This is a genomic window from Streptomyces sp. NPDC051218, from assembly GCF_044455475.1.
In the GTDB taxonomy this organism is placed as follows: domain Bacteria; phylum Actinomycetota; class Actinomycetes; order Streptomycetales; family Streptomycetaceae; genus Streptomyces.
Genome location: NZ_JBITEU010000004.1, coordinates 532555 through 554844, shown reverse-complemented (window position 1 = coordinate 554844; position 22290 = coordinate 532555). Strand labels below are relative to the sequence as shown.

Below are 22290 nucleotides of genomic sequence, written 5' to 3'. Positions count from 1 at the left end.
CCAAGCGGGGGTACAAGGTGGGGGAACACCGGACATGAAGCGCTCCGTACGAATACTTCTGATCGTCCTCGTGATCCTGGGGGGTCTCTTCGTGGGCGCCGACCGCCTCGCGGTGGGCTTCGCCGAGGACGAGGCGGCGGAGAAGCTGCGTACCAGCGAGGGGCTCAGCGAGACGCCCGACGTCTCCATCAAGGGCTTTCCCTTCCTGACCCAGGTCGCGGGCGGCACGCTCGACGACGTCGAGATCGGCATCGAGAACTACGACGCCACCTCCGGCTCCGACAAGATCCGCATCGCCGATCTGAACGCCCGGATGAAGGGCGTCGAGTTCTCCGGCGACTACAGCTCCGCCACCGCCGCCGAGGCCACGGGCACCGCCCGGATCACGTACGACGAGCTGCTCAAGGAAGCGCAGGGCGAGCCGCCCGTCGAGCTGCCGCTGGGCGCCACCGGCAAGGTGGTCGGCCTCTCCGACGGCGGCGACGGCAAGATCAAGGTCGAGGTCGAGGTGAGCAAGGGCGGCGCGAAGCTGCCCAAGCCGGTGCACGTGCTGAGCTCGATCAAGGTCGAGGGCGACACGATCAAGGTCAACGCCGACGAGATCCCGAAGAAGTTCGAGGTCATGGGCGTCTCGATCCCCCTCCCCGAGGGCATGGTCCGCGACGTGACCGACTTCGAGGAGAAGATCACCGGCCTGCCGGGCGGCATCAAGATCGACCAGGTGGAGCCGGCGCAGGACGGCGTGGACATCTCGGTCAAGGGCACGAACGTGAGGCTGGCGGGCTGAGGCGCGCGGGCCGAGGCCCGCAGCGGCCTCCCGGGGCCGCCGTTCCGCAGTACGAGACGAAGCCGTCCGCGCGATGGATGCGACGGGAGCGAACCCCGCTCCCCGCCCCCGCGCGGGCGGCTTCTCCATTCGGGGTGTGACCGAGATACGCGTCAAAGGGGCAACGGGATGATCTTGAAGCCCTGATCCGCTCGGATTTACGTGCGGCGGCGTGCAGCGGGGTCGCGTTCGGCGACGTGCCGGGCGACCGAGTCGACGCCGGGGCGGGCGTACCGCTCCAGGGAGCGGACGGAGGCGTGGCGGGAGCGGGCCAGCAGCATCGGGGTCGAGGTGCCGTCTTCGGCGTCGTGCGTCAGGGCACTGTGCCGGAGCCGGTGCAGGGTCCAGCCGTCCAGGTCCTCGATGTCCTCGGGCGAGGCGAGCGGGTTGGCCAGGAGCCGCGTGTTCTCCTCGAAGATCTCCTCAGCCCGGCGGTAGGAGAGCCGGGCCCGGCCGGTCTCCGGGCACACGTCGAGCGTCGGTGTTCCGACCGGGGCTTTGCGGTCGGTGAGGAACAGCGGGCCGCGGGTCCGGCGGGCGATGAGGCGGGGCAGGAGCTGGGCGGTGCCGGACTGCCAGTGAATCCACTCGGTCGCCCCGCCCTTGGTGGTGATCTTCCCGCGTTTGTCCTGCTGGTAAAGGTCTTCCACGTTCAGGCACAGCACCTCATCGGCCCGCGCGGCGGACTCGTAGAGCATCTTCCACTGCGTCTTCTCCCGCAGCGCGACATCCAGGCGCCACAGCGCGGCGATCTGGTTCTCTGCCAGGGCCTTGGTGCGGTCCGGCGGTGCCGGCCGCCGCTCGATGCCGATCGTGGGATCGCCTTCGATCCAACCCTGGCGCTGCCACCAGCCGATCGCCTTGCGTGCGATGGACAGCTCCCGGTTGACGGTGTCGGCGTCCATCTCGTCCGCCCGCGCCGCCGCCAGTTCGGCCAGCACCTCCGGCAGCGCCGGGCCGTCAATCGCGGTGACGGGGAAGACGGGCGGCTTCGCGCCCCGGCGGGCGGGCCCGGTCGGCGCCGGTTCACCGGCGAGCATCCACCCCCACGTCGTCAGCGAGATTCGGTAGATCCGCGCGGAGGACTTCGCGATGCCCGCGCCGGTGAGGTACCGCTCGACCGCCGCGGTGTACGACGCGGGAGGGGCGGACATGGGCACGACGCGGGCGCGCGGCAACCGCAACGCGCCCCCGCCTCCAAGTTCGGTCACCGGTTCGATCGTCACGCCCGTCCCCGCCCTTCCGGCACTGCCGCAGTAAATGCGTACACCTCACTCCGGCGGCCGGAACACCCCGCCGCAGGTCGCGATGATCACGGCAGGGGCTCTGCCGCAGTAAATCCGGCATTTACTGCGGATGCTGCACTGCGCCGCCGGGGGCTTTGCGGCGGGGCCCAGCGAATCGGCTCACGTTTCGGAAGGTTGGCGCTGGTGCGGGTCGGCAGCCTCGGCTCGATCGAGTTGCTCCAGGGCCCAATGGCCCCACTGCTGTTGCGCCTGGTACTGGTGGACGCCGTACTCGATGGCCAGCCGGCCGAACCGCAAACGACCACGAGGGTGGGGCTCGGTATCGGCGGCGTCGGCGAGAGCGCGTAGTTCGGCCGCCACCTGGTCGGCTTCTTCGAGGTGGCGGAGCACCAATCCGCGCGCCTGCGGGATGTCCAGTACGGACAGCAGGGACATGCGCAGTACGTGTTCGTCGCGGACGGCCCGGGGCCTGGGTGGGGACAGCAGCCAGTCGCGCAGCTCCGTGCGGCCCGCGTCGGTGATCGCGTAGGTACGGCGTCCGCGCGCGCCTTCCTCGGTGACGGCGATCAAGTCGCTGTCGGCGAGGCGCTTCAGCTCTGGATAGATGTGGCTCTGCCGGGCGGTCCATGCGTATTTCTGCAGCGAGCGTTCGAAGCGCGCGGTCAGGTCGTAGCCGCTGGCAGGCCCATCTTCCAGCAGGCCGAGAAGGGCGTGGCGCAGGGACATCGTGTCCATCCTCCGAAGACAGGTACCGATTGACAGGTCCGATTGTAGGTATCAGAGTGAGTGAGGGCCAGAGGTCGACTGGACATGGCCCGCGCTGCCGGGAGAGGGACGGGGCAATGAACGACGTTGATGTACTGATTACGGGGGCCGGGCCGACCGGATTGACTCTGGCATGTGACCTGGCCCGCAGGGGAATCGGATGCCGAGTGATCGAACAGGCCCCCGGTCCCACGGAGGGTTCGCGGGGGTTCACCCTGAAGCCGCGCAGCCTGGAGATCCTTGACGACCTCGGCATCGCCGACCGCATCGTCGCGGCTGCTGACATCCAGTCAAGAACCCGCTTTCACCTCGGCACTCCGTTGCTGTTTGACATGCGAGTGCCGCCCGCGCCGCCCACTGCCTCGCGCCCCTACCCGAACTCTGTGGCGCTGCCCCAGTGGCGAACCGAGTCGATCCTGCGCGATCGGCTGGCCGAGCTGGGCGGAAAGGTGGAGTTCGGCCGCCGTCTGACCGGTTTCACGGCCGACGGCAACGGCGTGACCGCCACCGTCGAAAACACGGATGGGGCCAGGACGGAGACCGTCCGGGCCGGTTACCTGGTCGGGGCCGACGGCGGCCGCAGTCAGGTGCGCCGCACACTTGCTCTGCCGTTCTCCGGGTCCACCGACGAGGACACCAGAGCACTCATCGCCGACGTGCGCATCGACGGGCTGCCCGACCGCGACGCCGTACATTTGTGGATGGCGACCAGCGGCCACATCCTTGTCGCCCGCCCCACCCCGCACGCCGAAACCTGGCAAGTCGTGGCCTCGCTCCAGCAGGACCCCAGCGGCCAGTGGCCGCAGCCGTCGCTCGATACGCTCCAGCGCGCGGTTATCGAGCGGACCGGGCGCCGCGACATACGCCTGGCGGACCCGGCCTGGTTGTCGGTGTGGCGCTACAACCTGCGCATGGTCGACACCTACCGGGCCGGACGCGTGCTGCTGGCCGGTGATGCCGCCCACGTGCACAGCCCGTTCGGTGCGCACGGCATGAACACCGGCATCCAGGATGCCTACAACCTCGCGTGGAAACTAGCTCTGGTCCTTCAAGGTGTCTGCGCTGAAAGCTTGCTGGACACCTATGAGGACGAACGGTTGCCGGTTGCCCGCGCGGTGCTGGCCGACAGCGACCGGCGATTCTCAGCGGTCACCCCACCCCGGGCCGTCCGTCCGGTGGTGCGGTTCGCCATCAAGTCGTTCCTCGCCCGGCAGCAACGCCGCGACCGCAACGACCACCCCACCTACCGAACCGGTCCGCTGACCACCCACCTCGCCGGTCGGCGCAGCTCTCTGCGCGCTGGTGATGTCGCCCCCGACGGCCCTGTGCAGACCGTCGACGCTGCGGCACGGCTATTCGACATCCTCCGCGGCCCCCAGTTCACCCTCCTCGCCTTCGGCGCCAGGCCCGCCCCAGAGATCTACCGGGCAATCAGCGGACTCGAAGACCACCTGCACGCCTACAGCGTTGTCCCGGCGCTGGACTACGGCACGGCTGCCGGTCCGACGGTGCTGATCGACCGGACGCGCCGTCTCTTCCGTGTCTACGGTGCACGCGAAGGCACGCTTGTGGTCATCCGTCCTGACGGCTATATCGGGCTGATCGCCCATCGCCCGACCGCCTCCACACTTCGCGCCTACCTTCATCGGATGGGCATCCAGCTCCCGCAGGCGGAAGGTGATGCCGCTCCTTGAAAACGGCGCACGAGCAGGACCTCACCGGCGTCACCGCCAGGACCGTCCTCGGCGGCTCCCACCTTGTCGGCCTCGCTCTGGCCTTCGGTCTCATGGTCGCGGCCCGGCGCTACTCGCCCCCACCCGCGCCTGACACCGCAGCACGAGACAAGCGGCGCCCGAAGCCATAAGAGGTGGCTTCGGGCGCCGCTTCGACTGTACGGCCCGTGCGTACGCAAGAAGGCTCGCGGTTCGGTCAAGCGGCCTGGCCGAGGCCGGCGGTGGTCAGGTCCTGCTCGCGCAGCGGGGCGAAGTCGACGTCGAGTTTCGGGTCGTACGCGGCGGGCTGGATGCCGAGTTCGTGGGTGCTGTACTCGCCGAACCGGTTGATGTGTTCGGTCAGGTACGGCGAGATATGCGCCAGGTCTTCCGGGTCGATCTCCCATCCCTCCTCCAGCAGCTGCCGCACGATCTCCGCGATGTCCAGGGCATTGTGGAAGATCACCGCGTTCGTGAGCAGCGCGTTGAACTTCATCGCCTTCTCCTGCTCGATGGGGTCGTTGTCGGCGATGACGCCGCGGTTGCCGAAGCCGATCCACTGGGAGAACCGGTTGAACGACTCCACCTTGTTGGTCGCCGCCGTCACCCGCCGGCGAAGCGGCGCGTCCGACAGGTAGCGCAGGAGCTGGACGGTGCGGATCACGCGGCCGACCTCGCGAAAGGCCGCGTAAGTGGCGTTCTTCCGCGACCCCGACCGCAGCCGCTTGAGCAGCGTGGAAGAGGAGATGGTGCCCTCGCGTACGGAGACGGCCACCCGCATCAGGTGGCGGAACTGGGACTCGATCAGGTCGAAGTCGATGACGTTCTTGCCCGGCTCGCCGAACAGGGCGTCGATGTGCACGTACTCGCTCTGCTTGGAGGGCCGGTAGAAGGTCAGTTCCTTCCAGTTCCTGATCCTGGGCATCAGATCGAAGCCCAGGAGGTGGGCGAGCGCAAAGACAGGGAAGCTCTGGCCCTGCGTATCCGCGTGCACGGTGGTCGGCTGCACCTCGGAGGTGTTCTTCAGCAGACCCTCGATAATGTAGACGGCCTCCCACACCCCGCACGGGATGAAGTGCGTGAACAGCGCAATGTAGGTGTCCGAAACGTGGTGGTAGGCGATGCCGCCCGGCTTGCCGTACCGCACGGACGTCTCGGAGAGCAGGTTGTCGAGGTAGGTGTCCATGTGGGTGCCGTCCGCCGCCACCGCGGTCCCGTCGCCCCACGCCTGCGAGATGTCGAGGCGGGCGTGCGCATTGACCAGGTCGGCGACCGCCTCGTTCAGCAGCACGATCGAGAAGTGCTTGTTGGCCACGTACGACAGCTCGTGCCCGCTCACGCCGGGAATGTGCCGGGCGGCCTCGTACGGGCCCATGTTGGTGCCCTTGACGAACGTGACGATCACATAGCGGCCCAAGGGGTCGGTGAGCTTGGGCTCGTTGCCCGACGGGGGGCCGAAACGGCGCCACCACTCCACCCAGTACGCAGTCCGGGCCACGATCCCCATCAGGGAACGCTCCGGCATCCTCGCCTTGATCTCCTGCTCCAGCCGCTTCGCTGAGGGCCGCTGACCGTCCGCCCTAAACGCCTTCAGCGACGGGATGCCCGTCTCCAGGTCGATGACCAGGCCCTCGTTCTCCGGGTACCCGGCATCGGCCGCTGCGGCGGCGCCTCGCAGCTTGTCCTCCAGCTGCCGGCGGAAGAACTTCGCGTCGAACTCGGCGCTCTCGCCCGCCTCGGCGAGGCCGACCTCCACCAGGTAGGACCCCAGCTTCTCCTGGACGGCCTCCCAGGCCAGCAGCTGCTCGGACCAGTCGGCGTACTCCTCGGAGCCGACTACCGCGATGTCGCCGGTGCGCAGTTCTTCTGCGAGCGCGGTGAAGACCATCGCCTCGAAGTGCTTGCGGACGAACTGCCCGGTTCGGGTCTTGTCGACCACGGCCCTGCGCCAGTTCTGGGTGGCGAAGGAGAGGTCGACCTCCTTGCCCTCCTCGTTGAAAGCGGTGATGTACTCGCCGCGGGCGCTCTGGTGCCGCTGGGCGTGTGCGAGTGCGTCCAGTACCCGGCTGTCCTCGCTGGTCGCGGTGAACTTCAGCTTGTCGTTGTCGGCCAGGTCGAACATCACCGCCCGGTCCCGGCCGATCTGCCCGTACAGCAGTACTTCCCAGAAGTTGCCGTGGTGGGCGGAGACCTTCTCGATCTGCTCGTACTGCTTCGCGAACCCGCCGAAGTCCTCCACCGCCTTCGTGACCGCGCCGAACCCGCCGGCCTGCACCAACTGGGCCTTCACCAGGGCGATCACAGCCGGAGAGACCTTGCCCTCCAGCCGCGTCGCGACCTCGTCCACCGACGCCTCCTCGTCCAGGCCCTCAAGGGCCTGGCGGGTCTCGGCGGTCATGGCGGCGGCCTTCGTGAGCGCCTCCTGCGCGGGGCCGCCCTCGTCGATGTGCTTGAGCACCGTGCGGTAGTTCCCGATCAGGGCCTCGACGATCTCCCGCTCGGCGAGCCGGATCTCCTCCAGCTCCGCCTTCGCCTTCTTGATCTTCGTCGCCACGCGTTTGCAGAACATCGTCGCCAGGTCGTCCCGCACCCGCATCCGCGCCTTGTGCGTCAGGGCCGCGACCAGCGCGATGCGTTTGACGGGGACGAAGTCCCGCAGCTCCGAGGCATCCGCCGCATCCGCCTCCCCGGCGAAGTCGGTGATCTTCCCCGCGGCGACGCCGTCCATCCACATATCGGTGTCGCCAAGATCGTCCAGCCATTCCAGACGTTTGGTCAGGTTCTTGAAGTGCGACCAGGTCGGGCCCTTGGCGGGCTTCTTCAGCCGGTTGAACAGCGTCGTCCCGTCGCTGTCGCGCTCCTCCAGCAGCCGCATGAGCCCCGCCCGCTGAACGCCGCTCATGCGGTCGTGGATGCCCGCGCAGATCGAGGCGTTCACCTCGGTGCGGATCTTCGAGGCCATCTTGTCGAAGGTGGAGAACCCCGGCAGCTCCAGCCCGGCCTCCACCACCTTCTCCAGCGCGATGTTGATCAGATCCGCCGGGCGGTTCTTCGCCGCGGCCTCCTTGCGGATCGACTGCTCGACGATCCCCCGGGCCGTGGCTTGGTCGTACGTCACGCCGGCCTGCTTGCGGACCAGGCCCCGGTGATGCTTGGCAGTCCGCTCCGCCCGGTACACCGGCAGCGTGCCCTCCGGCAGCTCCACCGCCCGCCGGACGAAGTCCACCACCATCTCCGGGACGTCCTCCAGCGCGGGGAAACACCCCATGCGCCGGTACGACTTCAACATCAGCAGCAGCGCCAGCAGATGCTCATCGCAGTCCGTGGCATCGGCCGCCCACTCCAGCTCATCGCGGCTCGGGGAGAAGAACAGGTGCAGCTCATGCGCGGTGATCAGCCGCTTGAACCGCGGATACGCGGTCCGTTCAATCGATGTCACAACCCACCCCAGGCCCCAGACGACGCTCAACATCACCACCAACGACACTGAGCCGAATGGGTGACGGGCGACGGGCGCTCAGGGCTTCAAGATCATCCCGTTGCCCCTTTGACGCGTATCTCGGTCACACCCCCATTCGATCCAACCCATACGCATCCCACATCATGGATGATCCTGTCTCACCATCCGACACCCCGGTGACACGGCCGCCCTCGCGTCCTTACGATCGGACCCATGCAGCGACAGGCGGACCTCACGAAGCGGCGGGCAGTAGACCTGTGCCGCGTCGCCGCCATGCTCTGTCGCACCTTCTGAGCGGGAGCTCCGACTCCCGTATCCCCCGGCCCGTTGACACCGTCAGGGCCACCCCGTGCCGCGTACGCCGCGCTATTGCGCAGTCACCACCCGTACCCGCCACGAACCCCTCGTACAGCACCGCAGCCCCGCCGCAACTGCCCCGGAGGAGAAGAAGTATGAGCCGCAGCGACGTCCTGGTAGACGCCGACTGGGTCGAGGCCCACATCGACGACCCGAAGGTCGCCATCGTCGAGGTCGACGAAGACACCTCCGCGTACGACAAGAACCACATCAAGAACGCGATCCGCATCGACTGGACCGACGACCTCCAGGACCCGGTCCGCCGCGACTTCGTCGACCAGGAGGGCTTCGAGAAGCTCCTGTCGGCCAAGGGCATCGCGAACGACACCACCGTCGTCCTGTACGGCGGCAACAACAACTGGTTCGCGTCCTACGCCTTCTGGTACTTCAAGCTCTACGGCCACCAGGACGTGAAGCTCCTCGACGGCGGCCGCAAGAAGTGGGAGCTTGACTCCCGCGATCTGGTCGACGGCTCCGAGGTCCCGAGCCGCCCCGCCACGTCCTACAAGGCCAAGCCCCAGGACACCTCGATCCGCGCCTTCCGCGACGACGTCGTCAACGCGATCGGCGCGCAGAACCTGGTCGACGTGCGCTCGCCCGACGAGTTCAGCGGCAAGCTGCTCGCCCCCGCGCACCTCCCGCAGGAGCAGTCGCAGCGTCCGGGCCACGTCCCGTCCGCGCGCAACATCCCGTGGTCGAAGAACGCCAACGACGACGGCACCTTCAAGTCGGACGACGAGCTCAAGGCCCTCTACGAGGACGAGCAGGTCGACCTGGCCAAGGACACCATCGCGTACTGCCGCATCGGCGAGCGTTCGGCCCTGACCTGGTTCGTCCTGCACGAGCTGCTCGGCCAGACCAACGTCAAGAACTACGACGGCTCCTGGACCGAGTACGGCTCCCTCGTCGGCGTGCCGATCGAGCTCGGCGCCAACAAGTAACCCTCAAGGCCTGAAGGACGGAATCGACATATGTGTGGAGCGAAGGCCGGCGGCCCCGACGCCTCGACCATCAAGCCTGGTGAGACCACCATCCAGGGCCAGGTGACCCGCGGCGGCGAGCCCGTCAGCGGCTACGTGCGCCTGCTCGACTCGACCGGCGAGTTCACCGCCGAGGTCCCCACCTCGGCCACCGGCCAGTTCCGCTTCTACGCGGCCGAGGGCACGTGGACGCTGCGCGCCCTCATCCCGGGCGGCACGGCCGACCGCACGGTGGTGGCCCAGACGGGCGGCCTGGCGGAGGTCGCGATCGCGGTCTGACGAAGCGGATCACTGACGGCTGAAGGGCCGCACCCCCGGGGGTTGGACGCCATCGATCGGGGTGTGGTCCTTCGGCTTACGCTGGATGTATGTATGCGCGAAGGCGGCACGCCTACTTCGCCATGATGGGGGTCTGCGTGGCTCTCTTCGTCCTGGCGTGGGGCGTCGTACGGCTCTGGTCGATTCCTGTGGCCGTCGGGATGTGTGTCGTGGCGATGGTGATTCCGCCCGTCGCCGCCATGGTCGCCAACCGGCGCGGTCCCGATGACCGCTGGTGGGACGATCCCTCGGGGGACTCGAAGTCCGACGAGTGGTGGGACGAGCTGGACGGCAAGCGGCGGCCTCGGCAGTAGGTGGGGCGGAGCGGGGTGCTCGCGGGCTTTAGTAGACGAGTGCCTGGACGCCGTCCGTCGTGGCTTCCTGCACGAACACCTGCGCGCCCGCGATCCGTACTCCGTCGAGCACGTCCTTCTCGGTGATGTCGCGGCGCGCCGCGCACTGCGTGCAGAGGGTGATCCGGCCCCCGGCCAGGATCGAGTCGATCAGGCCGGGCAGCGGCGCGGCGTGCGGCAGTTCGAACTCCGCCGCGCGGCCCGGCAGTGCGAACCACGACGACTCGCCGGTCAGCCAGAGCGAGACCTCCACCCCGCTGGCCACGGCCACGGCCGCCACCGTGAACGCCTGGGAGCAGCGCTCGGGGGCGTCGGCCCCGGCGGTCACCTTGATCACGAGTTTCTTCGCCATGGCGGCATCGTATGGCCATCCGCGCGGTCACCCGTAAGGCCACCTCGCAGAGAGCGGCGGGGTGCGCACGACTACAGTGGGAGCGGCTCTGATACCTGCCCCACTAGCTCACCCCATAGCTCACCGAGGAGCACCCCGTGCTTGAGGCCTTCTTCTCCGCCCTGCTGGTTCTGGTCTGCGTCGGCGTTCTCGCGTTCGCCGGACTGGCCGTGAAGAAGCTGTACCAGGGTCAGCGCTGAGCCCCGTACGTCCGTACGCCACCTAGAGATCGTCTGAGCTTCCCATGATCGAGATTCCGTCCGACCTGCACCCCGACCTCGTGCCCCTCGTTTGGCTCCTCGGCAACTGGGCCGGCGCGGGTGTCACCGACTTCCCCGGCGCCGAGAAGGCGAACTTCGGCCAGGAAGTGTCCTTCACCCATGACGGGCGGGACTTCATCGAGTACCACTCGCACACGTGGGTGCTCGACGCCGAGGGCAACAAGGTCAAGCCGCTGGAGTCCGAGTCGGGCTTCTGGCGCATCGACAAGGACCGCAAGGTCGAGACCGTGATGGTGCGCGACGACGGCGTCGTCGAGGTCTGGTACGGCGAGCTCGCCGACCAGAAGCCGCAGATCGACCTGGTCACGGACGCGGTCGCCCGTACGGCGGCCTCCGGCCCGTACACCGGCGGCAAGCGTCTCTACGGGTATGTGAAGGGCGACCTCATGTGGGTCGGCGAGAAGCAGACCCCCGAGGTGCCGCTGCGGCCGTACATGTCGGCGCAGCTGAAGAAGGTCGTCTCGCCCGAGGACGTCGCCGAGATGGCCAGGGGCCTCGGCGATCTCCCGGACGACGGCATCGCTTTCTTCAAGTAGGCCTACACTCCGAGGTGTGGTGAGCACCGACTGGAAAAGCGACCTGCGGCAGCGCGGATACCGGCTGACGCCGCAGCGCCAGCTTGTCCTCGAAGCCGTCGACACCCTTGAGCACGCGACCCCCGACGACATCCTCTCCGAAGTGCGGAAGACGGCGTCGGGGGTCAATATCTCCACCGTCTACCGGACCCTGGAGCTCCTGGAGGAGCTCGGTCTGGTCAGTCACGCGCACCTGGGGCACGGCGCGCCGACGTACCACCTGGCGGACCGCCACCACCACATCCACCTGGTGTGCAGGGACTGCACGAACGTCATCGAGGCGGATGTCTCCGTGGCCGCCGAGTTCACCGCGAAGCTGCGGGACACGTTCGGTTTCGACACGGATCTGAAGCACTTCGCGATCTTCGGTCGCTGCGAGAACTGCTCCGGCCACAAGCCCAAGCGCTCCGGCAAGGAATAACCGCGCGTACCGGCAGGTCGTAGTGTGGGTGAACATGAAGAGCCCCCTCCTGTCCCTGCCCGGCGCCGTCCCCGCCGAGGGCGTGGACGAAGGCGTCGCGGCCCACTACGGCGATCTGTTCCGTGAGCAGCGCGCCCTCGCCGACGGCACCGGTTTCGTCGACCTCTCGCACCGCGGCGTCGTCACCGTCTCCGGACCCGACCGGCTGAGCTGGCTGCATCTGCTGCTCACCCAGCATGTGACGGAGCTGCCGGTCGGGCGGGCCACCGAGGCGCTGATCCTCTCCGCGAACGGCCACATCGAGCACGCCCTGTATCTCGTCGACGACGGCGAGACGGTGTGGGCGCATGTCGAGCCCGGCACGCAGGAGGCGCTGGTCGCGTACCTGGAGAGCATGAAGTTCTTCAACCGGGTCGAAGTCGCCGACCGTACGGACGAGTTCGCGGTCGTGTACTTGCCGGCCGGTTCGATCGCGCCGGTCCCGGAAGGTGTCGTCGTGCGGGAGACGGCGCACGGCCGGGACCTGTTCCTGCCGCGTGCGTCCCTTGAGTCGTACGCCGAGGAGAGCGGCCCCGCGATCGGCATCCTCGCCTACGAGGCGTTGCGCGTGGAGGCGCACAGGCCGCGGCTCGGCTTCGAGACGGACCACCGCACGATCCCGCACGAGCTGGGCTGGATCGGTACGGCGGTGCATCTGCAGAAGGGCTGTTACCGCGGGCAGGAGACGGTCGCCCGCGTCCAGAACCTGGGCAAGCCGCCGCGCCGCCTGGTCTTCCTGCACCTGGACGGCAGCGAGGTGCACCTGCCGCTGGCCGGTACGGAGCTGCGCCTGGCCTCGGAGGGTGAGGAGGGCCGGAAGCTGGGCTTCATCACCACAGCGGTACGCCACCACGAGCTGGGCCCGATCGCCCTGGCCCTGGTGAAGCGGAACGTTCCGCTGGACGCGGGGCTGCTGGCGGGGGCGGTGGCGGCTTCGCAGGAGGTCGTGGTCGAGCCGTAGCCTGGGCGGCCGGCCTTGGGCGGTGGTCCTGCACGCCGCTTCGCGGCGAATCTTTCCCGCCCGCCCACCCGATTGCCCGCCCGCCCGTTGCTGTCACATGTCCAGGAGCACCGTGAACGGGCCGTCGTTCGTCAGAGACACCCGCATCTGTGCGCCGAAGCGGCCCGTCGCCACCGTCGCGCCCAGGGACCGCAGTTGGGCGACGACCTCGTCGACCAGGGGCTCGGCGACGTCGCCGGGTGCGGCGGCGTTCCAGGTGGGCCTGCGGCCCTTGCGCGCGTCGCCGTAGAGCGTGAACTGGCTGATGACCAACAGCGGGGCGTCGATGTCGGAGCAGGACCTCTCGTCGGCCAGCATCCGAACGGACCAGAGTTTTCGAGCCAGTTGTGCCGCCTTCTCCTTGGTGTCCTCGTGGGTCACGCCCACCAGGACGCACAGCCCCTCGCCGTTGATCTCGCCGACCGTCTCGGGCCCGTTCCCGCCGTCGACGACGACGCTCGCCCCGTCCACCCTCTGCACCACAGCACGCATACGGCCCATCATGCCTGCTCGGCCGCCTGCCCGGCCGCCCGCTCCGTGCCGTCCCCGCGCCTGCTCCGTACGGCCGTGGGGCGCCGCCGTATGCGCCGCCCAGGGGTGTCCTGAAACCCCCATCTGGGGCCGATTAGGGGCACTCGCTCACATAGCGGCCACCGGGGGTGGCACGATGCTCACACGCGGTGTACCGCGCCGGTCGAGGGGACGGTAGAGCCACATGAGCACACCAAGTACGGGGCAGCCGCCCGGATCTGTGTCGCTGACCCGCCTGAGCGCGGCGCGACGTACGAACGTGCCGCGCCCGCCCAAGCAGCGCACGGCAAGTGCGGTGCTGTCCGAGCAGCCCGAGCACGACATCGCCGCGCTGCTCCTGCGCGAGCTGCGTGAGCTGCGCAGGGACGCACAGCAGAACGAGGCCGACCTGAGCTACGTGCGGCGTCTGCTCCAGGGGCGGATCGACATCCTGCGGGCCGAGGTCGCGCGCCGCAGGGACCCGGCGGCGCCGGGACCGGAGGGCGGCCCGGCTCCGGAGGGGCCGCTCGTGGACCGGCTCTCGGAGATCCTCACGGACGCCCCCGCGCGGCACCGGTCGTCGGCCAGGCATGTGACGCTGGGCACGCCGCACAGCGCGGAGTACGGCCTCCTGGCGACGGAGATGCTCGCCGAGGTCGAGCTCTCCGACCTGGACGCCCGCACGGACGACGAGCTGCACACGGCCATGGGCCGGCTCACGCGCTACGAGCAGCAGGTTTCCCGGCGCCGCCAGCAGCTGCAGCGCACGGCGGACGATTGCAGCGCGGAGATCGCCCGCAGGTACCGTGAAGGCGAAGCACAAGTGGACGACCTGCTCGCGTGACCCGGTGACCCCGGCTTCCGCGGGCGGCCGCCACGCCACCCCCGCCCCGGAAGGCCGAAGATGACCTCGACGTCCGCCGAGTCCGTCGCCACCCCTGTCATAGCCCCGGTCCTCGCCGAGGTCGTACGTTCAGGCTTCGTCGAGGGCCGTCACAGGGGCAGCCTGGTGCTGCTCGCGGCGGACGGCAGCGTGGAGCTGTCGATGGGCGACGTGACCGCCCCCGTCTTCCCCAGGTCCGCGAACAAGCCGATGCAGGCGGCGGCCGTGCTGCGGGCGGGGCTGGACCTGGCGGGCGAGCGTCTTGCGCTGGCGGCGGCGAGCCACTCCGGAGAGGTGTTCCACCGGGACCTCGTCCAGAAGATGCTGGCGGAATACCGTCTGACGGCGGCCGACCTGCAGTGCCCGCCCGATCTCCCGCTGGACGCGGTCGAGGCGGAGACCTATCTGGCGGCGGGCGCGGTTCGTGACCGGGTCACGATGAACTGCTCCGGCAAGCACGCGGCGATGCTGGCGGTGTGCGACCTGAACGGCTGGCCCACGGATTCCTACCTGGACCCGGGCCACCCCCTCCAGCAGCTGATCCTCCAGGTCGTCGAGGAGGCCGCGGGGGAGCGGGTGGCCGCCGTCGGTACGGACGGCTGCGGCGCCCCCCTGATGGCGATCTCCCTGACCGGCCTCGCCCGCGCCTTCCGGCACTTCGTCCTCGCCCCCGAGGGGACGGCGGAGCGCAGGGTCGCGGACGCGATGCGGGCCCACCCCGAGTACGTGGCCGGCACGCGCCGCCCCGACACCTGGCTCATGCGGGAGATTCCCGGCGCCCTCTCCAAGATGGGCGCCGAGGCGGTCCAGGCGTTCGCACTTCCTGACGGCCGCGCGCTCGCCTTCAAGGTGGACGACGGGGGGATACGGGCCCTGGGCCCCGTCCTGGCCCGCGCGCTGCGCCTGGCGGGCGTGGAGGACGACGTGCTCACCCGAATCGGCCACGCACCACTGCTGGGCGGCGCGACCGAGGTGGGGGAGATCCGGGCGGCGTTCTAGGAGCTGGCGGGGGGGGGGCCTGCGCCGGGTCCGTCCTGCGCGGGCGGCTTTCTCCGCGTGCTTCGGGTCCGACCGCTGCCTAGCGGCTATCTCCGACCTGTTGCGGTGCGGCTGCTGTGGGGTGGCTATCACCGACCCGCTTCGGTTCCGCCGCTGCGTGAGGGCTTTCTCCCGCCTGCTTCGGCGCGGCCGGTGCGCGGCGGTTATCTCCCACCCGCTTCGGCCCCGCCCTGCACGGCGGCTCTCCCACCCGCTTCGGCCCCGCCCTGCACGGCGGCTCTCCCACCTGCTTCGGCCCCGCCCTGCGTGGCGGCCATCTCCCACCCGCCTCGTCCCGCCTTGCGCAGCCGATATCCCGGACCCGCCCCCCCCGGATCACTCCGGGGCAATCGGGTGGGTGGGCGGGAAAGATCCGCCGCGGAGCGGCGGGCCGGGGCAGAGACGTCCCGCAGACGAAGGGCGGCCACCCGGGCCCCGGGGTCTCCGCGCCCCCGGGAAACCAGATGCACCCCCCGCCCCCGCGGACCTAGCCTGGCCGTATGAGCGATCTTGACGTCAGGGCCATCACCGAGGACGAACTCCCGGAGTGGATCCGGGCCGTCAACGCCGGGTTCCTGCGGCCGTTGGCGAAGGTCTCGGACGAGGTGGTCGCCCTGCGCAGGGAGGGCCTCGACGTCCGCCGCAACCAGGCCGCCTTCGACGGCGACCGCGCCGTCGCGACCTTCAGGTCATTCCCGCAGCAGCTCACCGCCGTGGGCGGCGCCCCCGTCCCCGCCAACGCCATATCGGGCGTCACCGTCTCCCCCACGCACCGCCGCCGCGGCCTCCTCAGCCGCATGATGTCCGCCGACCTCACCGCGGCCAAGGAGCGCGGCGACGTCGTGGCCACCCTGATCGCCGCCGAGCACCCGATCTACGGCCGCTACGGCTTCGGGCCCGCCACCACCGTCACCGAGTGGACCATCGACGTACCGCGGGCCGGCCTCGACCCCCGCTGGGCGGGCCCGGACGACGGCGCCCGTATCGACCTCGTGGGCGGCGGCGACGTACGCAAGGAGGGCCCGCTCCTGCACGACCGGCTGCGCGCCCAGCGGCACGGCGTCATCAGCCGCGACGAGCGCTGGTGGCTGGAGAACACCGGGCAGCTCGTGACCCCGGAGAACCCGTGGACCGAGCCCTTCTACGCGCTCTACCGCTCCCCGTCCGGCGAGGTCGAGGGCCTGGTCACGTACGCGACGGAGGACAGCTGGAGCGACAGCAGCCAGCCGCGGAACACCGCGACCGTGCAGGGGCTGATCGCCACCACGCCCGCTGCCGAACGCGCCCTGTGGCACTACGTCTGCTCGATCGACTGGGTCAGCGTCGTCAAGACGGGCAACCGCGCCCCCGACGACCTGCTCCCGCTCTTCCTGCCCGACCCGCGCGCCGCCGGCCTCAGCAGGCAGACGGACTGGCTCTGGGTGCGGATCCTGGATGTCGTACGGGCCCTGGAAGCGCGTACGTACGCGGCGTCGGCGTCCCTCGTCCTGGAGATCGGCGACCGCGCGGGCCTCGCGGGTGGCCGCTACCGCCTCGACGCGTCGCCCGGCGGAGCGGTGTGCGCGCCGACCGCGGACCCGGCCGAACTGTCCCTTGGCGTGGGTGAGTTGGGGACGCTGTGGCTCGGTGACGAGTCCGCGGTGCGGCTCGCGGCGGCGGGGCGGGTCACGGAGGAGCGGGCGGGCGCCGCAGCTGTCGCCGACGCCCTGTTCCGTACGTCCCGACGCCCGTGGTGCCCGGACATCTTCTGACCGGTGTACCTGGTGTCGCTGCACCTGTCGTGGTGATGGCTGACCGGACTCCCGGCTCCCCTCCGGATGGGAGCCCGGTCAGCCAGCTCTGTCAGCCCGACTGGGCGAGCAGCAGGACGAGGAGCGCAGCCCCGACGCCGCTGATTTTGGTGCTCTTGGCCTTGATGCCCACGGTCAGCAGGACGAAGGCGACGATGCCCATCGGTCCGTACTTCCACTGGATGAGCTGCTCGAATCCGATGGCGAGGGCGGCGATGACGATGGCGATGAGCGGCATGACGTTCCCCCTTTCGGGACGGGGCAAGCGGTCCCCGTCCCATCCGGTCGGCAGCCTTCCGAAGGCCCACCCCTGGTGGCCAACCCCTTGAGGTTCCTGCCAGGTTGCCTAAGTTGGCTACCAACTCCATCTGAGTTATCTCCGCGATGGCTCGATTCATAACCACCTTCCGAGCAACTCCCCAAAGATGGCGCGAAGTTGTACTGTTTGGTTGTGAGCCCGGAACCTGCCCCAGTCAATGGGATGAAGAGGCTGCCAAGATCGCACCACGAGGTGGCCGACGAACTGCGCGACCGGATCAGGTCCGGTGCGCTGCGGCCGGGCCAACGCATGCCGACCCAGGCCGAGTTGGCCGAGGAGTTCGGCGTCGAGCGCGGCGCGATACGCGAGGCGCTGCGCACGCTGCGGGGCGAGAACCTGCTGGCGAACGTGTCCAAGGGGAGCCCCGCGACGGTCGCCATGACCTCGAAGCAGGTGCTGTCCGGACCCGGCGGGGTGAAGCCGCAGCCCACCATGGTCGGTCTCGCCCCGCGCATCGCCGCGGCGTTCGAGGCCCCGCACGTGGAGATCGACGCGCTCTGTCTGACCTCCATCTCGCTCACGATGGCGATCGGCGAACCGCTCCGTCAGATTCACGCCGGACAGCGGAAACCGGCCAAGGTCGACGTCCGGGTGCTGCTGCCGAGCCGCAGCATCGATCTCGCCTTTCCGGCGCCGGTGGACAGCGGGGACGACGAGGGCGGCCAGGTGCACAGGCGCTGGCTCGACCAGCGGAACGCGCAGGGGCAGGTGCTGCGCCACAACCTCCTCGCGCTGCGGGCCTCGCACGGCATCGACGTGCAGGTCTCGTTCCGCGCGCTGCCGTTCACGCCGCCGGTGAAGCTGTATCTCCTCAACGGCTCCGAGGCGCTCTTCGCGTATTACACGCTGACCAGGCAGAGCGAAGAGATCGACCACGAGAACCTGGAGATGTACGACGCCCAGGGCGCGCAGTCGATGCTCTTCCCCTTCCACCAGGGCGATGGCCTGCGGGACACGACGTTCGTGGAGCAGTCCCATCTGTGGTTCAACGCGCTGTGGGGCACGATCAGCCAGGACCTGGAACTCGCCCGCCGTTAGCGGGGAGCTCGGCCGGCCCTTGGCTAGAGCGCGGGCCCGGTCATCATCAGTGCGAGTACGACGGCGCCGATGGAGCTGCAGGTGGGACTCTTCGCCTTGATTCCGATGGTCAGGAGCAGTAGCCCGATGATGCCCACGGGCCCGTACCGCCACTGGACGAACTGCTCGAAGATGACGGCGAAGGCTGCTGCGAGGAGGGCGAGGACGGCCATGATGGTTCCCCCTTCTGCCATCTCGGGTGAGTTGGCAACCAACTTCACTTAGGTTGTCCCCACTTGGTCCCAGGGCATAAACAACTTCAAGACAACTGCCCTGAGATGGCGGCGAGTTGTATCGTCTGGTCGTGACCCAGGAGAACGTTGCAGTGAACGGCAGCAGGAAACTCACCCCCCAGGACATCGCAGACACCCTCCGCGACCGCATCCGCTCCGGCGACCTCAAACCGGGCGACCGCCTCCCCACGCAGGCGGTACTCGCGGAGGAGTTCGGCGTGGAACGGGGGACGGTGCGGCAGGCGCTGAAGACACTGCAGAGTGACGGACTGCTCGCCAACGTCAGCAAGGGCAGCCCGCCCCGCATCGCGGCGGAGCCGCCGGTGTCGACATCGGCGGGCGTGGAACCCCAGGCCTCGATGGTGAGCCTGGCACCGCGCCTGGCCGACGCGTTCTCGGAGCCGCAGGTGCGGATAGATGTGGTGTCGTACACGGCGGAGACGCTGATGATCGCGCTGGGCGAGCCGCTGCGCCTCATCCACGGGGGCGACATACGCCCCGAGTCCATCCACCTGCGCATCCTGCTCCCCAGCAGCGACATCACGCTGGCCTTTCCCCGGCCGACCCAGGGTCAGGACGACGACGGCAGGGTCCACGAGCGCTGGCTCGCGCTGCGCAACACGCAGGGGCAGGTGCTGCGCCACAACCTGCGCGCCCTGCGGTCCTCGCACGGCATCGACGTGGACGTGTCGTTCCGCGCGCTGCCGTTCACACCGCCGGTGAAGCTGTACCTCCTCAACGGCTCGGAGGCGCTCCTCGGCTACTACACGGTCGAGCGCAGCGTGCTGGACCTCGGCAGTGCGGAGATGGAGGCGTTCGACGTGGCCGGGCTCAGATCGCTGCTGTTCTCCTTCGAGAAGGGCACGGCCCCCCGGGACACCGCGTTCGTGGAGGAGTCGCAGAAATGGTTCGACGCGCTCTGGGAAACCATCGCGACGGAGCTGACACTCTCTTAGTGACTCCTGATATGGCGCAGGCCGAGTCGATGGCAGAAGAGACCGAGATGCTGCGGGAATTGGTGAAACGTGCCCGCTTTGTGCTCTTCGACTTCGACGGACCCATCTGCAGGCTGTTCGCCGGCCACTCGGCCGCGCGGATCGCGAGTGAGCAGGTCCAGTGGCTCGAGGAGCGGGGGCTGCGAGGTCTGCTGACCAAGGAGGAGCGGGGGCAGCTCGACCCTCATGTCCTCTTGCGGGCGGTGGACCGCAGGCGCCCGGGCAGTGACCTGGTGACTGAGCTCGAGGAGCGGCTCACGCAGCAGGAGGTCACGGCGGTGGCCTCGGCGTGGCCCACACAATATGCGGACCCTCTCATCATGACGTGGCACGCCATGGGCTCCCGGCTTGCCGTCACGACGAACAACTCGCCACTGGCGGTCACCAACTATCTGGAAGCCCGCGGCCTGCGCCACTGCTTCGCCCCCCACATCTACGGCCGAACGCAGGATCTGCATCTCCTCAAGCCCCACCCGCACTGCCTCAATCGCGCCCTCAACGCGATGGGCGCGGAACCCTCCACCGCGCTGATGATCGGAGATGCCCCTACGGACTGCGAAGCGGCCCTGCGGGCCAGGGTGGCCTTCTTGGGATACGCGCGTGACGAGAGGCAGGCGAAACTCCTGAAGGAGTCGGGGGCGGAGTGTGTGGTGAGCTCGCTGGAGCCATTGCTGAAGGTGCTGCGGGGACAATCCTGATTCAACTCCTGCCGGGAACTGCTCACCATTGCCCACTGAGGGATATCCATCCCGCTCCGACAGGGTCCAGAATGTGGCGTGTGGTAAGGGCGAGGTGCTGTAGGCGATAACCTCTGCGCTCATGTCGTCACCTCTGCCTCGCAGAGCCCATCAGGCGCTGGTTCGCCGTCTCGCCGATTCCTATCGGGATCGACCTGATGGTCGAGTTACGAACGGGCATCACAATGTCAACTACGTCGTCCCGCTCGGTTGGTCGCTGGCCCTCCTCCTGTTGATGCCCTTCCGGACGCAGGTCAAGTGCCGGACACCGCTTGCCGGAGTGGAGGTGGTGCCACGTATTTGGCGCAGCGAAGCGCAGTTGCTGTCGGTGGTGACCCGCTATCTCCGTGAAGTGCCGCGGTGTGTGGCGGACTTCGGTGACTGGTCGATACACGCCTATCGCGCGGGGCAGGCGTTGTCCGAGGTGAATCCCGATGGGCCTGTTGATGACGATCTCATGCAGTCCTTCGCACAGTTCTTCGCCCGGACGGCAGGCGTCCCGAAGGAGGAGCTGCCGCCACGACCTGATGGCTGGCCGAACTCCGGGGAGAGCCAGAGCTTCCTCGATTGGCTCATCGATTTCACCGAGGAGCAGGTGCACCGCCCCAACCGGGGACGATTCGGGACGCTCTTCGAGGCCGTGGGTATCCGGTCCGATGTCATGAAGAAGTTCAAGGGCGATCCCGACCGCCCTCCCCTCATGTCCCGCCCGTTCTGCTTGCTGCATACCGATGTCCACCGAGCCAATGTCGTCATCGATGAGGGCGAACTCGTCGTCATCGACTGGGAATCGGCGATATACGGGGATCCTCTCCACGACCTTGCCACCCACCTCGTACGAATGGACTACGACAAGGACGAGCAGCGGCGCATGACGAGCCTGTGGTCCGAGGCCATGGTGCGCGCGGGCCACAAGGGCATGACGGCGGGCCTGGGCACCGACCTTGGCGTCTATCTGGACTTCGAGTACGCCCAGTCGGTGTTCCCGGACGTCATGAGGGCAGCTCTGGACCTGCCCGCGGACGCGGACGATGACGACTTCAAAGCCGCGGCCCTGAAGGTCTGCAGAGCCTTGCGGCGCGCTGCTGAGCCCTTGAAGCTGACAGACGTACCGGACGAGCGGCAGGTTTCGCGAGCGCTGCGAGACTGGCATGCCGGAGCCCGGAGCGGGCCGGAGCACGCGGCAGCGGGAGCCACCGACGAATGGGGCACTGTGGAAGACGATCAGGTGCGCGAGCCGATCGGAGCCGATGAGTTCACTGAACTCGCGGAATGGCTCACACGTACGGACGGCCGCTGTGTGCTCTTCGACTTCGACGGCCCCATCTGTCGCCTTTTCCCGCACGGATCCTCGGAGAGCGTTGCCCAGAACCTCAGGGACCTGGTCCTCGAGCACGGTCTGGGGGACCGGCTCACGGAGGAGGTAAGGAGGACCATCGACCCGCACGACGTACTGAGGGCCATGGATCAAGACCCTCAGGGCAAGAGCCTGGTCGCCGCGCTCGAAGTCCTGCTCACGGAAGGCGAGGTGGCGGCGGCGCGTACGGCCCTGCCCACCCCTGGGGCGGGCGAGCTCATCCGCGCCCTGAAGGCGAGGGGGCGCCCGATCGCCGTGGTCACGAACAACTCACCGAAGGCCGTGGCCGCCTATCTGGGCAGGGTGGGGCTGCTGGACGCGTTCGGGCCCCACGTCTACGGGCGGACTGACCAGCCCAGCCTGCTGAAGCCGGACCCGGACTCGTTGAGCCGGGCCCTGGACGCCCTGGGCTTCGCGGCCGACGGCGCGCTGATGATCGGTGACACGGCGACTGACCTGGAGGCCGCCGAGAAGGCAGGGGTCCGCTTCGTCGGCTACGCACGCGACGAGCGCAAGGCAGTGCCTCTGCGTGCCGCCGGAGCCGAGGTGGTCATCACCACGCTTCAGCCCCTGATCGACCTGGTGGAGACGGGCCCTTCCTGACGGGCCACGAACCGGGCACCATG

Annotated in this window: 24 protein-coding genes; 17 read left to right on the top strand and 7 right to left on the bottom strand. The window is 68.8% G+C overall.

Annotation, left to right across the window (positions count from 1 at the left end):
- Positions 1 to 34: 34 nt before the first annotated feature.
- Positions 35 to 787, top strand: coding sequence for a DUF2993 domain-containing protein (locus ACIBCK_RS16090; RefSeq protein WP_399390584.1), 753 nt, complete (start codon positions 35 to 37; stop codon positions 785 to 787).
- Between the two features lie 197 nt (positions 788 to 984).
- Here ACIBCK_RS16090 and ACIBCK_RS16085 read toward each other — a convergent pair whose 3' ends face one another.
- Both ACIBCK_RS16085 and ACIBCK_RS16080 read right to left on the bottom strand, forming a co-directional pair.
- Positions 985 to 2037 carry a tyrosine-type recombinase/integrase gene (locus ACIBCK_RS16085; protein ID WP_399390582.1) on the bottom strand — a complete coding sequence of 351 codons (1053 nt, stop codon included), beginning with the start codon at positions 2035 to 2037 and terminating at the stop codon, positions 985 to 987.
- A gap of 195 nt (positions 2038 to 2232) precedes the next feature.
- On the bottom strand, positions 2233 to 2808 hold the full coding sequence (locus ACIBCK_RS16080; protein ID WP_399390579.1) for a PadR family transcriptional regulator: 576 nt from the start codon (positions 2806 to 2808) through the stop codon (positions 2233 to 2235).
- Positions 2809 to 2915: 107 nt separating this feature from the next.
- On the opposite strand from ACIBCK_RS16080, the gene ACIBCK_RS16075 reads away from it, so the two are divergent.
- Both ACIBCK_RS16075 and ACIBCK_RS16070 read left to right on the top strand, forming a co-directional pair.
- A complete protein-coding gene (locus tag ACIBCK_RS16075; RefSeq protein ID WP_399390576.1) occupies positions 2916 to 4532 on the top strand; it encodes an FAD-dependent monooxygenase in 1617 nt (538 codons plus the stop codon).
- Positions 4529 to 4702: a hypothetical protein gene (locus ACIBCK_RS16070; protein ID WP_399390573.1), complete on the top strand. Its 174-nt coding sequence runs from the start codon at positions 4529 to 4531 to the stop codon at positions 4700 to 4702. The genes ACIBCK_RS16075 and ACIBCK_RS16070 overlap by 4 nt, the downstream gene beginning before the upstream one ends.
- Positions 4703 to 4767: 65 nt before the next feature.
- On the opposite strand, the gene ACIBCK_RS16065 is transcribed toward ACIBCK_RS16070, so the two are convergent.
- Entirely contained in the window at positions 4768 to 7989 is a 3222-nt protein-coding gene (locus ACIBCK_RS16065) for a Tn3 family transposase (RefSeq protein WP_399390571.1), read from the bottom strand.
- A gap of 234 nt (positions 7990 to 8223) precedes the next feature.
- On the opposite strand from ACIBCK_RS16065, the gene ACIBCK_RS16060 reads away from it, so the two are divergent.
- The 4 genes from ACIBCK_RS16060 to ACIBCK_RS16045 all read left to right on the top strand — a co-directional run bounded on the left by ACIBCK_RS16060 (position 8224) and on the right by ACIBCK_RS16045 (position 9979).
- The gene (locus ACIBCK_RS16060; protein ID WP_351007875.1) at positions 8224 to 8304 is read left to right on the top strand and encodes a putative leader peptide; all 81 of its coding nucleotides are present in this window, start codon (positions 8224 to 8226) and stop codon (positions 8302 to 8304) included.
- A 158-nt stretch (positions 8305 to 8462) separates the two neighbouring features.
- On the top strand, positions 8463 to 9308 hold the full coding sequence (locus ACIBCK_RS16055; RefSeq protein WP_367043434.1) for a sulfurtransferase: 846 nt from the start codon (positions 8463 to 8465) through the stop codon (positions 9306 to 9308).
- A 30-nt stretch (positions 9309 to 9338) separates the two neighbouring features.
- The gene (locus ACIBCK_RS16050; RefSeq protein WP_367043433.1) at positions 9339 to 9626 is read left to right on the top strand and encodes a DUF1416 domain-containing protein; all 288 of its coding nucleotides are present in this window, start codon (positions 9339 to 9341) and stop codon (positions 9624 to 9626) included.
- An 89-nt stretch (positions 9627 to 9715) separates the two neighbouring features.
- The gene (locus tag ACIBCK_RS16045) at positions 9716 to 9979 is read left to right on the top strand and encodes a DUF3099 domain-containing protein (RefSeq protein ID WP_399390570.1); all 264 of its coding nucleotides are present in this window, start codon (positions 9716 to 9718) and stop codon (positions 9977 to 9979) included.
- Positions 9980 to 10007: 28 nt separating this feature from the next.
- Here the strand turns inward: ACIBCK_RS16045 and ACIBCK_RS16040 are convergent, their stop codons facing one another.
- Entirely contained in the window at positions 10008 to 10370 is a 363-nt protein-coding gene (locus tag ACIBCK_RS16040) for a DsrE family protein (RefSeq protein ID WP_399390568.1), read from the bottom strand.
- Positions 10371 to 10653: 283 nt separating this feature from the next.
- Here ACIBCK_RS16040 and ACIBCK_RS16035 point away from each other — a divergent pair, with 283 nt between their 5' ends.
- From ACIBCK_RS16035 to ACIBCK_RS16025, 3 genes are read left to right on the top strand one after another with little or no spacing between them, the layout of a single operon-like run.
- A complete protein-coding gene (locus ACIBCK_RS16035; RefSeq protein ID WP_344520961.1) occupies positions 10654 to 11226 on the top strand; it encodes an FABP family protein in 573 nt (190 codons plus the stop codon).
- A 16-nt stretch (positions 11227 to 11242) separates the two neighbouring features.
- Entirely contained in the window at positions 11243 to 11686 is a 444-nt protein-coding gene (locus tag ACIBCK_RS16030; RefSeq protein ID WP_399390565.1) for a Fur family transcriptional regulator, read from the top strand.
- Positions 11687 to 11720: 34 nt separating this feature from the next.
- Positions 11721 to 12686, top strand: a complete 966-nt coding sequence (locus tag ACIBCK_RS16025) for a YgfZ/GcvT domain-containing protein (RefSeq protein ID WP_399390564.1) — start codon at positions 11721 to 11723, stop codon at positions 12684 to 12686.
- Positions 12687 to 12779: 93 nt separating this feature from the next.
- On the opposite strand, the gene dtd is transcribed toward ACIBCK_RS16025, so the two are convergent.
- Positions 12780 to 13217, bottom strand: a complete 438-nt coding sequence (gene dtd, locus ACIBCK_RS16020; RefSeq protein WP_399390561.1) for a D-aminoacyl-tRNA deacylase — start codon at positions 13215 to 13217, stop codon at positions 12780 to 12782.
- 223 nt (positions 13218 to 13440) lie between these two features.
- Here dtd and ACIBCK_RS16015 point away from each other — a divergent pair, with 223 nt between their 5' ends.
- The 3 genes from ACIBCK_RS16015 to ACIBCK_RS16005 all read left to right on the top strand — a co-directional run bounded on the left by ACIBCK_RS16015 (position 13441) and on the right by ACIBCK_RS16005 (position 16907).
- A complete protein-coding gene (locus ACIBCK_RS16015) occupies positions 13441 to 14079 on the top strand; it encodes an ABC transporter substrate-binding protein (RefSeq protein ID WP_399390558.1) in 639 nt (212 codons plus the stop codon).
- A 60-nt stretch (positions 14080 to 14139) separates the two neighbouring features.
- Positions 14140 to 15117 (top strand): asparaginase, encoded by a 978-nt coding sequence (locus ACIBCK_RS16010; RefSeq protein ID WP_399390556.1) that lies wholly within the window; start codon positions 14140 to 14142, stop codon positions 15115 to 15117.
- A gap of 539 nt (positions 15118 to 15656) precedes the next feature.
- On the top strand, positions 15657 to 16907 hold the full coding sequence (locus tag ACIBCK_RS16005; protein ID WP_399390555.1) for a GNAT family N-acetyltransferase: 1251 nt from the start codon (positions 15657 to 15659) through the stop codon (positions 16905 to 16907).
- Positions 16908 to 16998: 91 nt separating this feature from the next.
- Here ACIBCK_RS16005 and ACIBCK_RS16000 read toward each other — a convergent pair whose 3' ends face one another.
- Complete coding sequence (locus ACIBCK_RS16000; protein ID WP_351168419.1) at positions 16999 to 17184, bottom strand: hypothetical protein; 186 nt, start codon at positions 17182 to 17184, stop codon at positions 16999 to 17001.
- Positions 17185 to 17427: 243 nt separating this feature from the next.
- Here ACIBCK_RS16000 and ACIBCK_RS15995 point away from each other — a divergent pair, with 243 nt between their 5' ends.
- Complete coding sequence (locus tag ACIBCK_RS15995; RefSeq protein WP_399390553.1) at positions 17428 to 18303, top strand: winged helix-turn-helix domain-containing protein; 876 nt, start codon at positions 17428 to 17430, stop codon at positions 18301 to 18303.
- A gap of 23 nt (positions 18304 to 18326) precedes the next feature.
- Here ACIBCK_RS15995 and ACIBCK_RS15990 read toward each other — a convergent pair whose 3' ends face one another.
- Positions 18327 to 18515 carry a hypothetical protein gene (locus ACIBCK_RS15990; RefSeq protein WP_399390551.1) on the bottom strand — a complete coding sequence of 63 codons (189 nt, stop codon included), beginning with the start codon at positions 18513 to 18515 and terminating at the stop codon, positions 18327 to 18329.
- Positions 18516 to 18640: 125 nt separating this feature from the next.
- Between ACIBCK_RS15990 and ACIBCK_RS15985 the strand changes: the two genes are divergently transcribed.
- The 3 genes from ACIBCK_RS15985 to ACIBCK_RS15975 all read left to right on the top strand — a co-directional run bounded on the left by ACIBCK_RS15985 (position 18641) and on the right by ACIBCK_RS15975 (position 22267).
- On the top strand, positions 18641 to 19531 hold the full coding sequence (locus tag ACIBCK_RS15985) for a GntR family transcriptional regulator (protein ID WP_399390711.1): 891 nt from the start codon (positions 18641 to 18643) through the stop codon (positions 19529 to 19531).
- 29 nt (positions 19532 to 19560) lie between these two features.
- A complete protein-coding gene (locus tag ACIBCK_RS15980) occupies positions 19561 to 20268 on the top strand; it encodes an HAD family hydrolase (RefSeq protein ID WP_399390549.1) in 708 nt (235 codons plus the stop codon).
- A 325-nt stretch (positions 20269 to 20593) separates the two neighbouring features.
- The gene (locus tag ACIBCK_RS15975; protein WP_399390547.1) at positions 20594 to 22267 is read left to right on the top strand and encodes an HAD-IA family hydrolase; all 1674 of its coding nucleotides are present in this window, start codon (positions 20594 to 20596) and stop codon (positions 22265 to 22267) included.
- Positions 22268 to 22290: the final 23 nt, after the last annotated feature.

Bases quoted from the DNA above. Each gene is read 5' to 3' on its own strand.
- ACIBCK_RS16090 (WP_399390584.1), top strand. From the start codon at position 35: ATGAAGCGCTCCGTACGAATACTTCTGATCGTCCTCGTGATCCTGGGG.
- ACIBCK_RS16080 (WP_399390579.1), bottom strand. From the start codon at position 2,808: ATGGACACGATGTCCCTGCGCCACGCCCTTCTCGGCCTGCTGGAAGAT.
- ACIBCK_RS16075 (WP_399390576.1), top strand. From the start codon at position 2,916: ATGAACGACGTTGATGTACTGATTACGGGGGCCGGGCCGACCGGATTG.
- ACIBCK_RS16060 (WP_351007875.1), top strand. From the start codon at position 8,224: ATGCAGCGACAGGCGGACCTCACGAAGCGGCGGGCAGTAGACCTGTGC.
- ACIBCK_RS16055 (WP_367043434.1), top strand. From the start codon at position 8,463: ATGAGCCGCAGCGACGTCCTGGTAGACGCCGACTGGGTCGAGGCCCAC.
- ACIBCK_RS16050 (WP_367043433.1), top strand. From the start codon at position 9,339: ATGTGTGGAGCGAAGGCCGGCGGCCCCGACGCCTCGACCATCAAGCCT.
- ACIBCK_RS16045 (WP_399390570.1), top strand. From the start codon at position 9,716: ATGTATGCGCGAAGGCGGCACGCCTACTTCGCCATGATGGGGGTCTGC.
- ACIBCK_RS16040 (WP_399390568.1), bottom strand. From the start codon at position 10,370: ATGGCGAAGAAACTCGTGATCAAGGTGACCGCCGGGGCCGACGCCCCC.
- ACIBCK_RS16035 (WP_344520961.1), top strand. From the start codon at position 10,654: ATGATCGAGATTCCGTCCGACCTGCACCCCGACCTCGTGCCCCTCGTT.
- ACIBCK_RS16025 (WP_399390564.1), top strand. From the start codon at position 11,721: ATGAAGAGCCCCCTCCTGTCCCTGCCCGGCGCCGTCCCCGCCGAGGGC.
- dtd (WP_399390561.1), bottom strand. From the start codon at position 13,217: ATGCGTGCTGTGGTGCAGAGGGTGGACGGGGCGAGCGTCGTCGTCGAC.
- ACIBCK_RS16015 (WP_399390558.1), top strand. From the start codon at position 13,441: ATGAGCACACCAAGTACGGGGCAGCCGCCCGGATCTGTGTCGCTGACC.
- ACIBCK_RS16010 (WP_399390556.1), top strand. From the start codon at position 14,140: ATGACCTCGACGTCCGCCGAGTCCGTCGCCACCCCTGTCATAGCCCCG.
- ACIBCK_RS16005 (WP_399390555.1), top strand. From the start codon at position 15,657: ATGAGCGATCTTGACGTCAGGGCCATCACCGAGGACGAACTCCCGGAG.
- ACIBCK_RS16000 (WP_351168419.1), bottom strand. From the start codon at position 17,184: ATGCCGCTCATCGCCATCGTCATCGCCGCCCTCGCCATCGGATTCGAG.
- ACIBCK_RS15995 (WP_399390553.1), top strand. From the start codon at position 17,428: ATGAAGAGGCTGCCAAGATCGCACCACGAGGTGGCCGACGAACTGCGC.
- ACIBCK_RS15990 (WP_399390551.1), bottom strand. From the start codon at position 18,515: ATGGCCGTCCTCGCCCTCCTCGCAGCAGCCTTCGCCGTCATCTTCGAG.
- ACIBCK_RS15980 (WP_399390549.1), top strand. From the start codon at position 19,561: ATGGCAGAAGAGACCGAGATGCTGCGGGAATTGGTGAAACGTGCCCGC.